At 73.3% G+C, this 13,366-nt stretch carries 8 protein-coding genes; 3 read left to right on the forward strand and 5 right to left on the reverse strand.

Features of this window, described 5'->3' with window-relative positions; all coding sequences use genetic code 11:
- Positions 1–12: 12 nt before the first annotated feature.
- From OG711_RS01795 to OG711_RS01805, 3 genes are all read left to right on the forward strand, one after another.
- Positions 13–684 carry a 4'-phosphopantetheinyl transferase family protein gene (locus OG711_RS01795; RefSeq protein WP_329558138.1) on the forward strand — a complete coding sequence of 224 codons (672 nt, stop codon included), beginning with the start codon at positions 13–15 and terminating at the stop codon, positions 682–684.
- Between the two features lie 122 nt (positions 685–806).
- Complete coding sequence (locus OG711_RS01800) at positions 807–2,675, forward strand: AfsR/SARP family transcriptional regulator (protein WP_329558139.1); 1,869 nt, start codon at positions 807–809, stop codon at positions 2,673–2,675.
- Between the two features lie 64 nt (positions 2,676–2,739).
- Positions 2,740–3,402, forward strand: coding sequence for a class I SAM-dependent methyltransferase (locus tag OG711_RS01805; RefSeq protein WP_329558140.1), 663 nt, complete (start codon positions 2,740–2,742; stop codon positions 3,400–3,402).
- A 26-nt stretch (positions 3,403–3,428) separates the two neighbouring features.
- Here OG711_RS01805 and OG711_RS01810 read toward each other — a convergent pair whose 3' ends face one another.
- Genes OG711_RS01810 through OG711_RS01830 form a run of 5 tightly spaced genes read right to left on the reverse strand, consistent with a single transcriptional unit; the run spans position 3,429 to position 13,355 of the window.
- Positions 3,429–4,538 (reverse strand): HAD-IIIC family phosphatase, encoded by a 1,110-nt coding sequence (locus tag OG711_RS01810; protein ID WP_329563562.1) that lies wholly within the window; start codon positions 4,536–4,538, stop codon positions 3,429–3,431.
- Positions 4,539–4,573: 35 nt separating this feature from the next.
- Positions 4,574–5,689 (reverse strand): acyl-CoA dehydrogenase family protein, encoded by a 1,116-nt coding sequence (locus OG711_RS01815; RefSeq protein WP_329558141.1) that lies wholly within the window; start codon positions 5,687–5,689, stop codon positions 4,574–4,576.
- The gene (locus tag OG711_RS01820; protein WP_266504497.1) at positions 5,682–5,963 is read right to left on the reverse strand and encodes an acyl carrier protein; all 282 of its coding nucleotides are present in this window, start codon (positions 5,961–5,963) and stop codon (positions 5,682–5,684) included. The genes OG711_RS01815 and OG711_RS01820 overlap by 8 nt, the downstream gene beginning before the upstream one ends.
- Before the next feature lie 22 nt (positions 5,964–5,985).
- Positions 5,986–6,855 (reverse strand): 3-hydroxyacyl-CoA dehydrogenase family protein, encoded by an 870-nt coding sequence (locus tag OG711_RS01825; RefSeq protein WP_329558142.1) that lies wholly within the window; start codon positions 6,853–6,855, stop codon positions 5,986–5,988.
- Between the two features lie 17 nt (positions 6,856–6,872).
- Positions 6,873–13,355: a type I polyketide synthase gene (locus tag OG711_RS01830; protein WP_329558143.1), complete on the reverse strand. Its 6,483-nt coding sequence runs from the start codon at positions 13,353–13,355 to the stop codon at positions 6,873–6,875.
- Between the last annotated feature and the right edge of the window lie 11 nt (positions 13,356–13,366).

Below are 13,366 nucleotides of genomic sequence, written 5' to 3' on the forward strand. Positions count from 1 at the left end.
GGGTGTCCGGCGGTGATCGAGGATCTGTTGCCGGCGTCGGTCGAGGTGGCGGAATCGCTGGGGGACCCGCCGGGGTCGGAGCTGTTCCCCGAGGAGGAGCCGCTGGTGGCCCACGCGGTGGAGCGGCGCAGACGGGAGTTCACCACGGGGCGGTGGTGTGCCCGGCAGGCGCTGGCCCGGCTGGGCCTGCCCCAGGCACCGCTGTTGGCCGGGCCGCGCGGGGAGCCGCTGTGGCCGGAGGGTGTGGTGGGGTCGATCAGCCACTGCGCCGGGTACCGGGTGGCCGCGGTGGCCAGCAGCGCTGATCTGCTCGCCCTCGGGGTGGACGCGGAGCCGGTCGGTCCCCTGCCGGAGGGCGTGCTCGACGCGGTGACCGTCGCCGGGGAGCGGGCCGCGCTGGACGGGTGTCGGCGCATGTCGCCTGGGGTGTGCTGGGACCGGGTGCTGTTCAGTGCCAAGGAGTCGGTCTACAAGGCGTGGTTCCCGCTGACGGGACGGCCGTTGGACTTCCTGGACGCGTTCGTGCGGCTGGACCCCGTACGGGGTGTGTTCTCCGCCGGGCTGAGGGTGCCGGGGCATCGGGTCGGCGGCTCGGTGGTCGACGGATTCACCGGCCGCCTGGCCGTGTCCGGTGGCTTGGTGCTGACCGCTGTGGCGGTTCCCCGGAGCGCAAACCCGCCGTGATCGCAAGACATATGTTCTAGGGATACATCTAGATATACGGGGATCTTGTTGACCGGGGCATGATCGCCCAAGACGCTGGGGGCATCTCTGGCCATCCCGTCGTGCGACGAAGAGGGATTTCCTTGAACTTCCTGCTGCTGGGCCCGCTTTCCGTCCGGTTGCACGCGCGTGAGGTCCACGTGTCGGCGCCAAGACAGCGCGTGGTCCTGGCGGCGCTCCTCCTCAACGCCAACCGGGTGATCTCGGTCGACCGGATCGCCGAGTACGTGTGGGACGGCGCACCGCCGCCGAGCGCCGCCGCGACCGTCCGCACCTATGTGATGCGGCTGCGGCATTCGCTGGGTGAGCACGCCTCCGCCAGAATCCTCACCCGGGCGCCCGGGTACCTCCTCGAACTCGGGGAGCACGAGAGCGATCTGGGGCAGTTCACGGCGCATCGCCGACGCGCGGCGGAGCTGGCCGGGCGCGGGGATCTGGAGGGTTCCTCCGCCGAGCTGGCCGAGGCCCTCGCCCTGTGGCGTGAGGAGCCGTTGGCGGACATTCCCTCGCGGACGCTGCGTGATGTGGAGGGCCGTTACCTCCAGGAGCTGCGGTTGCAGACCATGGAACTGCGTTTCGACGCGGAGCTCGCGCTGTTGCGGCACGCCGAGGTGGTGCCCGAGCTCGTACGGCTGGTGCGGAAGTACCCGTTACGTGAGGCCCTGGTGGGCAAGCTGATGCTGGCGCTGTTCCGCTCGGGAAGGCAGTCGGAGGCACTGGATCTGTACCGGCGCACCCGGGTCCTGCTCGTGGAGCAGCTGGGCGCCGAGCCGGGCGCCGATCTGCGTGAGGTCCAGCGGGCTATCCTCTCGGCCCATGACCGGCCCCGTACGCCGGGCCCGGTGGAGCCGCCCGCCAAGAAGGCGGTCGCGCCGGCCGCGCCCTGGAATGGTCCTGGTCGGCCGAGTCCGGCTCAACTTCCCTCGGTCGCACCGAAGTTGTCGGCACACTCGGGTCCGCTGGCGCGGCTGGAGCATTTCCTCACCACCGGCGCGCTGCCCGCGGGCACGGTGGCGACCGCGGTGGTCACCGGTCGTGGCGGCGTCGGCAAGAGCGCGCTGGCCCTGCACGCGGCCCACGCCGTGCGCGAGTGCTCGGTGCACGGTCAGCTCTACGCCGACCTCGGCGCCGGGCCGCGGCCGCTGACCGCGCGCACGGTGCTGCCGCGGTTTCTGGCCGACCTCGGTGTGCCCCGGGGCGAGATCCCGCGGGAGGAGTCCGAACGGGAGAGTCTGTACCGTTCGCTCACCTCGGGCCGCCGGGTGCTGGTCGTGCTCGACAACGCGCACAGCAGCACACAGATACGGCCGCTGATACCCGGCAGCGGAGGGAGCAGGCTGCTGGTCACCAGTCGGCGGCGGCTGGCCGATCTGGAGGGCGCGCGCACCCTGCTCCTTCCTCCGCTGGACGAGGCCGGGTCCCTGGAGCTGCTGGGGAGCATCGTCGGACCGGCCAGGGTCGGCGCCGAACCGCGCGCCGTCCGGACGGTGCTGACGATCTGCGCGGGCCTTCCGCTGGCGATCCGGATCGCGGGGACCAGACTGCTGGAGCGCCCGCACTGGAGCATCGGGGACTTCGCCCGGCGGCTCACGGAGGCCCCGCGTCTGCTGGACGAGCTGTGCGCGGGCGATCTCGGGGTCCGCCCCTGCCTCGACGCGGACCATGCCGGGCTGCGGCGGACGGCCCCGGACGGTGTCGATCCCGCCGAGGTGTTCACCGCGCTGGGGGCCGCGGAGGCGTCCTCCTTCTCCGGCAGCAGGGTCGCGGTGCTGGTCGGCTGCTCCGAGGCCAGGGCCGAGGAGGCCCTCGACACCCTGGTCGAGGCCAATCTGCTGGGTGCGCCGAGGGCGGGCCGCTACTGGCTGGACGCACTGCTGAGGGCCTACGCCGCCGAACAAGCACAGGCGGTCGCCCTGCGGCAGCGCGGTCGCCCGTTCATGCGCGCCGGGTGACCCTCCCGGCGCCCCGACCACGGAACATCCCGCCGACCGGCCCCTTCGAGAGGAACCCCGCGCCATGGCACACCAGACGGCAGCCACCCCCGACCTGCTCGCCTATGTCCGGGAAGTCTCCCTCCGCGACGACGAACTGCTCAGGGAACTGCGGGAGACCACCGCGGACCTGCCCGGCGGGACCGCCATGCAGGTGATGGCGGAGGAGGGGCAACTCCTCTCCTTGCTGGTCGGGTTGACGGGTGCCCGGGCGGTGCTGGAAATCGGCACCTACACCGGTTACAGCACCCTGTGCATGGCCCGCGCGCTCCCGGCGGACGGAATGCTGGTGTCCTGCGACATCGACGACCGGTGGCCGGCCGTCGGCGCCGACTTCTGGGAGCGCGCCGGGGTCGGCCCACGGATCGATCTGCGGATCGGTGACGCGGCCGCGATCCTGGACACCCTGCTGGCGGAGCGCGGGCCGGAGAGCTTCGACCTGGTGTTCATCGACGCCGACAAGACCAACTACGTGCGCTACTACGAGACTTCGCTGGCGCTGGTGCGCGGGGGCGGTCTGATCGTGGTCGACAACACCCTCTTCTTCGGCAGGGTCGCCGATCCGGCCGCCGTGGACCCGGACACCGCCGGGGTCAGGGCACTGAACCGGGTGCTGCACCAGGACCCGCGGGTGGAGCTGTCGCTGCTGACGATGGCCGACGGGATCACGCTCGCCCGCAAGCGCTGAGGACCGAGGGGGGAGCGTCGGGGCAGTCAGAGTGTTCCCGTCCCCTGTTCCGGCGCCCCCGGGTCGGGTGCGCCGAGGTCGGGTGCCTCCAGGCTCATGGTGGTGGACACCGCGCGCGGTCCGGGGGCCAGATGCAGCCGCTGGAGTCCCACGAGCGCCGACGCCGGTTCCAGGCCCGTGGCGCACGGGCACGGGTCCTCCTCGAAGCCCGCGAAGCGGTAGGCGATCTCCATCATCCGGTTGCGCTCGGTGGCCCGGAAGTCGGCCACCAGATGGACCCCGGCCCGGGCCGCGGAGTCGGCCAGCCAGTTCAGCAGGGTCGCGCCGGCGCCGTAGGCCACGACCCGGCAGGAGGTCGCGAGCAACTTGAGGTGCCAGAGCCCCGGGTGCCGCTCCAGCAGCAGTACGCCGACCGCGCCGTGCGGTCCGAACCGGTCGGTCAGGGTGACCACCAGTACCTCGTGCCCGTGGTCGGTGATCAGGTCGCGCAGCACCGCGTCCGGGTAGTGCACCCCGGTGGCGTTCATCTGGCTGGTGCGCAGGGTCAGTTCCTCGACCCGGGAGAGCTCGTCGCCGGTGGCCCGGCCGATGCGCATCCGCAGGTCCAGGGTGCGCAGGAACTCCTCGTCGGGTCCCGGCGCCGCAGCGCGCTCGGCCTCGCGGCGGAAGCCCGCCTGGTACATCTGCCGACGCCGCCGGGAGTCGACGGTGCTGGTCGCGGGCGTGAACTCCGGCAGCTCCGGCAGCGCGAGGACCTGTTCGGCCGGGTAGCACCGCACCTCGGGCAGATGGAAGGCCACCTCGGCGCGCTCGGCGGGCCGGTCGTCGACGAACGCGATGGTCGTGAGCGCGAAACCGAGCCGGTCCGCGATCCGCCGCACCGCCTCGGACTTGGCGCCCCACCCGATCTCCGGGAGTACGAAGTACTCGGCGAGGCCGAGGGCCTCCAGCCGGGCCCAGGCGTGCTCGTGGTCGTTGCGGCTCGCGATGGAATGCAGGATGCCGCGGGAGTCGAGCTCGATCACCGCCTTGCGCACCTCGTCCGGCAGCCCTACCTCACCGTCCTCCAGCAGGGTGCCCTGCCAGAGCGTGTCGTCCAGGTCCCAGACCAGGCACTTGACCGTCACGGGCGCCATGTCGTCCTCCGTCGGCTCGTCGGCCGGGGGCCCGTTCACGGTGCCTCCGGACGGGAGAGGGCGTGCTGAGCCAGCATCAGACGGCACAGCTCGTTGCTGCCCTCGATGATCTCCATCAGTTTGGCGTCCCGGTACGCCCTGGCCACCGGATGTCCGTCCCGCGCCCCTGCCGAGGCCAGCACCTGGACGGCCGTTGCCGCGCCCCGGGCCGCCTGGGTCGCGCTGACGTGCTTGGCCAGCACGGTCGCCACCACCTGGTCCGGCGCCCCCTCGTCCCAGCGGCGGCTGGCGTGCTCGCACACCCGGCTGGCCACCTGCTCGGCCGTGAAGATGTCGGCGAGGTGTCCGGCGACGAGTTGGTGCCCGGCCAGCGGTTCGCCGAACTGTTCACGCCCGGCGGCGTGGGCGGTGGCCGCCGCCAGACAGGCCCGCAGTATGCCCACGCACCCCCAGGCGACCGATATCCGCCCGTAGGCGAGCGCGGTCGTCACCAGCAGGGACAGCGGCAGGGCGTAGCCGCCGAGGACGCTGTCGGCCGGCAGCCGGACCCCTTCGAGACGCACGTCCGCGTGTCCGGCCGCCCGGCAGCCGAGCGGGTCGGTGATCCGTTCCACCCGGACGCCCGGCGCGTCGGCGGGCACCACCACGGCCGCCGCACCGTCCTCGTAGCGGCCGACGATCACCAGCAGGTCGGCGTAGTGGGCGGCGGTCACCCACTTCTTGTGTCCGTCCACGACGATCGAGTCGCCGTCGCGGCGGACGGTGGTAGTCATCGCCGCGAGGTCGCTGCCGGCGCCGGGCTCGCTGAAGCCGACCGCCGCCAGTTCGCCCCCGGTGAGCCGGGGGAGGTACCCGGCCGACTGCTCCGCGGTGCCCAGGCGCCGCACGGTCCACGCCGCCATGCCCTGGGAGGTCATCACACTGCGCAGCGAACCGCACAGGCCGCCCACATGGGCGGTGTAGGTGCCGCTGTGCATGCTGCTGAGCCCCCAGCCGCCGTACTCCTCCGGGACCTCGGCGCACAGCCGGCCCTCGGCGCCCAGCTCATGGAGCAGATCCAGCGGGAGCAGGCCGGTCCGGTCCCACTCCCCCGCCAGGTCGCCGACCCGCAGGGTGACCGCGGTGAGGGCACCGGCCAGGTCCTCACCCATGGTGGCTCCCGGGGGCGGGCCGGCGGAGCCGGTCGACCAGTCCGGCCATCCGCCGCACGGTGCGGAAGTTGTCCAGCCGGAGGTCCGCGCCGCGGACGGCGATGGTGTAGGTCTTCTCCAGATGCACCACCAGTTGCATGGCGAACAGGGACGAGAGGCCCCCGGCCGCGAACAGGTCGGTGTCGGCTTCCCAGGGGGTTCCGGTGTGTCCCTCCAGGAACCCCAGAAGCTCCTTCTCCAGGTCGTCGGCGTTCGGGGTGCTGCCCGTGGTCATGGCTGTCTCCTCGTCGGGTTCGTCAGGTGTAGTCGTAGAAGCCGCGCCCGGACTTGCGGCCGAGCCGGCCCTCACGGACCAGTCGCACAAGCAGCTCGCTGGGGCGGCAGCCGTCGTCGCCGGTGCGTTCGTGCAGCACCCGGAGGGAGTCGACGAGGTTGTCGATGCCGATCAGATCCGCGGTGCGCAGCGGGCCCGTGGGATGTCCCAGACAGCCCTGCATCAGGGCGTCGACGGCCTCGGCGGTCGCCGTGCCCTCCTCCACGACACGGGCCGCGTCGTTGATCATCGGGTGCAGTATCCGGCTGGTCACGAAGCCCGGTGCGTCCCTGACCACCACCGCCCGCCGCCGCAGGGCCGCGAGCAGCGACGTCACCGCCGCCATCGCGGGCTCCCCGGTCCTGGGCCCGCGGACCACCTCGGCGGTCCCGATCAGATAGGGCGGGTTCATGAAGTGGGTGCCGACCAGTTCCTCCGGCCGCTCCAGCGCCCCGGCCAGCTCGTCCACGGGGATCGAGGAGGTATTGGTGATCAGCGGGGTTCCCGGGCGGACCAGTGCGGAGACCTCGGACAGGACCGCGGCCTTGGTCGCCGCGTTCTCGGTGACCGCCTCGATGACGGCGGTGGCCCCGGCCGCGGCCTTCAGCGAGGTGCCGGTGACCAGTTCGCCCGGGGAGATACCGGGGGGCAGCGCGCCCATCAGCTCGGCCAGCCGGAGCTCGCCGTCGATCCGGTCCCCGGCCTGGTCGAGCAGCTCCCGGTCCACGTCGACCAGGTGCACCGGCAGACCGTGCCCGAGGGCGAGGACGGTGATGCCGACGCCCATCACGCCGGCTCCCAGCACGGTGAGGGCGTGCCGCGGTGGCGATTCGTCATGCGGAGCGGTGGTCAACGGACTCTCCTTCGGCTTCACAGGTCATCGGAGGTGCGGAGGACGGCGCCGAGCCAGGTGCCGACGGCGTCCCCGGTGGTCGCGACATGCTGTTCCATGATCGAGAAGTGGTCTCCGGGAACGTCGACGACGGCGTCGGCGGAGGCCCAGGACGAGCGCCAGTCACCGGCCCCGGCGGACGGACTGCCGAGGGGGACGGACGCGCGTACCAGGAGCACCGGGGCATGGACCGTCGGCGGTTTCCAGTCGTCGAGCAGACGGAAGTAGCCGCCCATCGCGGTCAGTCTGGTCCCGTCCATCGGGGCCGCCCGGTCCTCGCGGGCGAACATCCCGCCCAGCAGCACATCGTTGAACTGGGTGATGCCCGTGTTGTCGGAGAGATAGGTGTCCAGCAGCACCACGGCCGCGGGCCCCTCACCGCGGCGTTCCAGTTCGGCGGCCACCCCATGGGCGAGCGTGCCGCCCGAGGAGGAGCCGGCCAGCACCAGGGTCCGTCCGGACAGTTCGCGGAGCAGCGTCGCCGCCTGGAATCCCACCAGGGCGGCCATATCGGCGGGCAGTTCCTCCTCAGGGGTGAAGCCGGGGGCGTCCAGGGCGGTGACGGCGTAGCGGTCCCGGAAGCGGGCGGCGAAGCGGGCGTACTGGTGGGCGCCGCCGAGGGCGACGACGGAACCGAAACAGACGATCACCGGGGCACCGTCGCGCTCGTTCAGACGCAGCAGTCGCGGACCGGTGCCGGCCGCCGCGAGTTCGTCGCCGTCGCGGAACGCCGGGCGCAGGGCGGAGGCGTGCTTGAGCAGGGCGATGCCCTCGTCGGTCCGGCCGAGCGCGCAGGCCCGTCGGAACAGTACGCTCACCGGGTCGTTGTCGGACTCGGTGTCGGACGCGGCGTCCGGCGGGGTGTCTGTCACGGCCGGCGGCGCGATACCGGTTCGGGGTGCAGGTTCGGGTTCGGCGCGCGCCGCGGTGGCGAGGCGCGCGGCGAGCCCCGCCGGCGTCCCGCTGTCGAAGACCACGGAGGGCCTCAGCCGCAGACCGGTGGCGGCGGCCAGACGGTTGCGCAGCTCGACCGCGGTCAGCGAGTCGAAACCGACGGAGAGGAACGGCACCGTCCCGGACAGCGCCCCGGACTCGGTGTGGCCGAGGACTTCGGCGGCCTGGGTGAGGACGAGTTCACGCAGGATCAGCTCACGCTCCTGGGCGTCGGCGGCGTCGAGCCGGTTCCGCAGCGACAGGGCGGCCGTCGCCGCCGCTCCCGCCGGGCGGCCCCGCCGTACCAGCGAGCGCAGCATCGGGTGGACCGGACCGTCGCGGTGCGCGGGGAGGTCGAGGTGTGCCAGGACGGCGGGGGTCCCGTCACCCGTCTCGGCGGCGTCCGCGGCGAGAGCGGTGTCCAGCAACGCCATGGCCTCCGCGTCGGAGAGGCCGCGCGCGCCGCGTCGGTCGATACGTCGCCGTTCGGCGCCGTCGAGTTTCGAGGTCATCCCGCTGTGCCGCTCCCAGAGCCCCCAGGCCAGGGACAGCCCGGGCAGCCCGAGCCGTCGGCGTTCGGCGGTCAGCGCGTCCAGCGCGGCATTGGCGGCGGAGTAGGACGCCTGTCCCGGACTGCCCAGCACGCCCGCCGCGGAGGAGAAGACGACGAACGCCGAGAGATCCGTGCCGCGCGTCAGCCGGTCGAGGTGCCGGGCGGCGTCGAGCTTGGGCCGCAGCACCGCCGTCATCCGCTCCCGTGTCAGCCCCTCCAGCAGGCCGTCGTCGAGCACTCCGGCGGTGTGGACCACTGCGCACAGCGGATGGCGCGCGGGGATGGCCGCCAGAGCGGCGGTCAGTGCCTGACGGTCCGACACATCGCAGCCGACGGTGGTCAGCTCGGCCCCCGCCGCGGCGAGTTCGGCCGTCAGCTCCGGCATCCCGGGAGCGTCGGCGCCCCGGCGGCTCAGTACCCGGAGACGGCGTACCCCGTGCGCGGTGACCAGATGGCGTGCCAGGACGGCCGCGAGAACGCCTCCGCCACTCAGCAGCACCGTGCCCTCGGCCGGTCCGAACAGTCCGGTCGCCCGGGTCGTGGGCCCGGTGCCGGGCCCCGCACCGGGCGCTGCCACGGCCCGGGGGGCGGTCGGCCGTAGCAGTCGGGGCGCGTGCAGTACGTCGGCGCGCAAGGCTGCCTGCGGTTCACCGGTGGCGAGAAGTTCGGTGAGCGCGTCACCGACGCTGTCCGGCCGGTCGATGTCCAGCACCACGAACCGGTCGGGGTGTTCGAGCTGGGCTGCCCGGAGCAGGCCCCAGACGGCCGCCGCGCCGAGGTCCACGGGGCGCGGCTCCCCGGTGGGCGGACCGGGCGCGCCCCGGGTGAGCACCACCAGCGGTACGGCTGCGGCGGTGTCGTGGGCGAGATGACGCTGGAGGTGTTCGAGGACGGAGGCCGCGACCGCGTGCACCGCCGGGATTCCCTCGTCCCGGGCCGAGGCGTCCCCGGGCGGGGCATCCCCGGGCGGGGCATCCCCGGGCAGGGCGTCCCCGGTCGCAACGTCGCTGGTCGCCGCAGCCACGGTCCCGACGGCCACGGTCCCGTCGGCCATGGTGGGAGCCTGCCCGGCGCGGGTGTCCCCGGCTGGAGCGGTGCCGGTCGGGACGTTCCCGGTCGGAGGGTTCCCCGCCGGGGCGGACGGGGGGCAGATCAGCAGTACCGCGTCGGGCGCCGCCGACGGCGGCACGACGGGGAAGCCGGCCGGCAGCAGCCGATCGTCCCGCGGGCCGAGCAGGCCCCAGCGGGTGACCGGGCGTGGGCCGGTCGGCGCGGTGACCGGGGTCCAGCCGACACGGAACACGGAGCCCGACGACGCCCGCAGCGCGTCGGCGCGCGCCGCACGCAGGGCGAGCGAACCGACCGTCACCACGGCACGGTCCGACGGGTCGGTGATCCGCACGGTGACCGCGTCGGGTCCGTCGGAACGCAGCCGGACGCGCAGCACCGGCGCGTCGGACGGCTCGATCTGGACCCGCTGCCAGGAGAACGGCAGGGGGACACCGTCGGCGGCCCCCGGAGTACGGGAGCCCTCACGCAGACCGGTCGCCTGGAGGGCCGCGTCCAGCAGGACCGGGTGCACCCCGAAGCCGCCCCGTCCGGCACCGGGAAGGCCGGCGGGCCGTGCGACCTCGGCGTGGATCTCGTCCCCCGCGCGCCAGGCGGCGCGCAGACCCCGGAACGCCGGTCCGTAGTCGATGCCACCGGCTTCGAGCAGCTCGTACAGTTCGTCGACGTCCAGGGGGACCGCACCGGGCGGGGGCCACGTACCGTCCGGCCGTGCCGCACCGTCCGAGGGGCTCCGCACGCCGACCGTCCCGGTCGCGTGCCGGGTCCAGACCCGGTCGGGCCCGGTGGCGTCCTCGGGGCGGGAGTGGAACTCCACCGGACGCCGTCCCGAATCGTCCTCGGCACCCACCAGGACCCGCAACTGTACGGCGCGGTCATCGGTGGCATCACCGGGCAGCAGCAGCGGGGCGGCCAGGGTCAGCTCCTCCACCAGAGCGCAGCCGAGGCGGCGGCCCACGTGCGCGGCCAGCTCCACGAAGGCCGCGCCCGGCAGGATGACCGCGCCGGCCACGGTGTGGTCGGCGAGCCACGGGTGGGTGGCCAGGGACAGCCGTCCGGTGAAGAGGGTGCCCGCGTCGTCCGGCAGTTCGACCGCCGCGCCGAGCAGCGGATGGTCCGCCGCCGATTGACCGGTGGACACCGGGTCGCGATCGGCCGGAAGGGCGTCGAGCCAGTAGCGGCGTCGCTGGAAGGCATAGGTGGGCAGGTCCACGCGCTGGGCACCGGTCCCCGTGAACAGCGCCGCCCAGTCGACCGGCAGACCGCGGACCTGGGCCGCGGCGAGGGCGAGCTGCATCTGGTGGAGTCCGCCCTCCCCGCGCCGCAGGGTGCTGAGCACCAGCGCCTCCGGGGCGCCCGCGTCGGCGGCCGTGTCCTCGACCCCGTAGGTCAGGACGGGGTGGGGACCGGTCTCGATGAAGACACGGTGTCCGGCGGCGAGCAGGGAGCGGGTGGCCCGCTCGAACTCAACGGTCCGACGGAGGTTGCGATACCAGTACTCGGCGTCCAGGGCCTTGGTGTCCAACAGGGCGCCGGTGACGCTGGAGTAGAACGGCACCGGACCGGAGAGGGGAGTGATCCCCGCCAGATCGGCGAGGAGCTGTTCGCGGATCTCCTCCACATGCGCGGAGTGCGAGGCGTAGTCCACCTCGATACGACGCGCCCGCACCTCCTGCTCGACGAGCTGGTCGACCAGCGTCGTGACCGCGTCCGCGTCCCCCGACACCACCGTCGACGACGGACCATTGACCGCCGCCACCGACAACCGGCCGTCCCAGGAAGCGATCCGCTCCCGCACCACGTCCACCGGCAGCGGCACCGACGCCATGCCGCCGCGGCCCGCCAGCGCACCCACCGCACGGCTGCGCAACGCCACCACCCGCGCCCCGTCGTCCAGACTCAAACCACCCGCCACACACGCAGCAGCAATCTCCCCCTGACTGTGACCCACCACCGCATCCGGCACCACACCGAACGAACGCCACACCTCGGCCAGTGACACCATCACCGCCCACAACACCGGCTGCACCACATCCACCCGGGCCAACGCCTCGGCCGAGCCCAGTGCTTCTCCCAGCGTCCAGTCGACATAGGGCGCCAGCGCCCGCTCGCACTCCGCCATCCGAGCCGCGAACACCGCCGACCCCTCCAGCAGCTCCACGGCCATCCCCACCCACTGCGAACCCTGCCCCGGGAACACCAACACCGAACGACCCGGTGTCACCCCACCGCCCCGCACCACCCGCGGGGAGTCCACGTCCCGTGAGAGGGCCGCGAGGCCGGTCAGCAACTCGTCGCGGTCCGACCCGGCCACGACCGCCCGCTCCGCGAAACGCGAACGCCCCACCGCCAACGAGTAGCCGACATCCAGCACATCCAGCCCGGGCTCCGCCAGTACCCGCGCGTGCAACGCCGCCGCCTGCCCGCGCAACGCCGCACCGTCCCGCCCCGACAACGGCCACACCACCACCCCCGGACGCGGAACCGATCCGGCCGGTCCGGTCGAGGTGACGGGGGGTGCCGACTCCACGATCACGTGGGCGTTGGTGCCGCTGACACCGAAGGAGGAGACGCCCGCCCGGCGCGGTCGGCCGGTCTGCGGCCAGGGGGTGGCCGCGGTGAGCAGGGAGACGGCCCCCTCGGTCCAGTCGACCTGGGTCGAGGGGCGGTCAATGTGCAGGGTGCGCGGCAGCAGCCCGTGACGCATCGCCAGTACGGTCTTGATCACGCCGCCGACCCCGGCGGCGGCCTGGGTGTGGGACAGGTTGGACTTCAGCGACCCCAGCCGCAACGGCCGGTCGGCGGGGCGGCCCTGGCCGTAGGTGGCCAGCAGCGCCTGCGCCTCGATCGGGTCTCCGAGCGTGGTGCCGGTGCCGTGCGCCTCCACCATGTCCACCTCGCCCGGGGCGAGTCCGGCTCGGTCGAGCGCGCCGCTGATGACGCGCTGCTGGGCCGGGCCGTTCGGGGCGGTCAGTCCGTTGCTGGCGCCGTCCTGGTTGACGGCCGAACCACGGATGACGGCCAGGACGGGATGCCCCGCGCGCAACGCGTCCGAGAGCCGCTCCAGCAGAAGCAGACCGAGTCCCTCACCGAACCCCGCCCCGTCCGCCGTGGACGAGAAGGACTTGCTGCGCCCGTCGGGTGCCAGGCCGCGCTGGCGGCTGAATCCGACATAGAGGCCGGGGGTGGACATCACGGTCACCCCGCCGGCCAGGGCGAGGGTGGCGTCGCCGGAGCGCAGTCCCTGACAGGCGAGGTGGATGGCGACCAGCGAGGACGAGCAGGCGGTGTCCAGGGTCACCGCCGGACCCTCCAGGCCCAGGGTGTAGGCGATCCGGCCCGAGGCCACGCTGGGGATGGTGCCCGTGCCGAGGAAGCCCTCCAGCTCGTCGGGCACCCGGTCGAGCCTGGACGCGTATTCGCTGTAGATCACTCCGGTCCAGACCCCGGTGCGGCTGCCGCGCAGCGTCAGCGGATCGATGCCCGCGCGCTCCACCGCCTCCCAGGACGCCTCCAGCAGCAGCCGCTGCTGCGGGTCCATGGCCAGCGCCTCACGGGGCGAGATGCCGAAGAAGCCCGGGTCGAACCCGGTGGCGTCGTGGAGGAAGCCGCCCTCGCGGACATAGAAGGTCCCGGGGGCGTCGGGGTCGGCGTCGAACCGTCCCTCGACGTCCCAGCCGCGGTCGGTGGGAAACGGCGCGACCGCGTCACGCTCCTTGACCAGCAGCTCCCACAGATCCTCCGGGGTTTGTACGCCACCGGGGTAGCGGCAGCTCATGGCCACGATCGCGACGGGCTCGGCGGAGTCGTCGCGGAGCCGTCGGTTCTCCTGGCGCAGGCGCTGGTTGTCCAGCAGCGAGGCACGCAGGGCGGCGACCACCTGGTCCGTGTCCGTGTCCGTGGGCATCGTGTTCGGCT

This window comes from Streptomyces uncialis (assembly GCF_036250755.1).
GTDB classification, from domain to species: domain Bacteria; phylum Actinomycetota; class Actinomycetes; order Streptomycetales; family Streptomycetaceae; genus Streptomyces; species Streptomyces uncialis.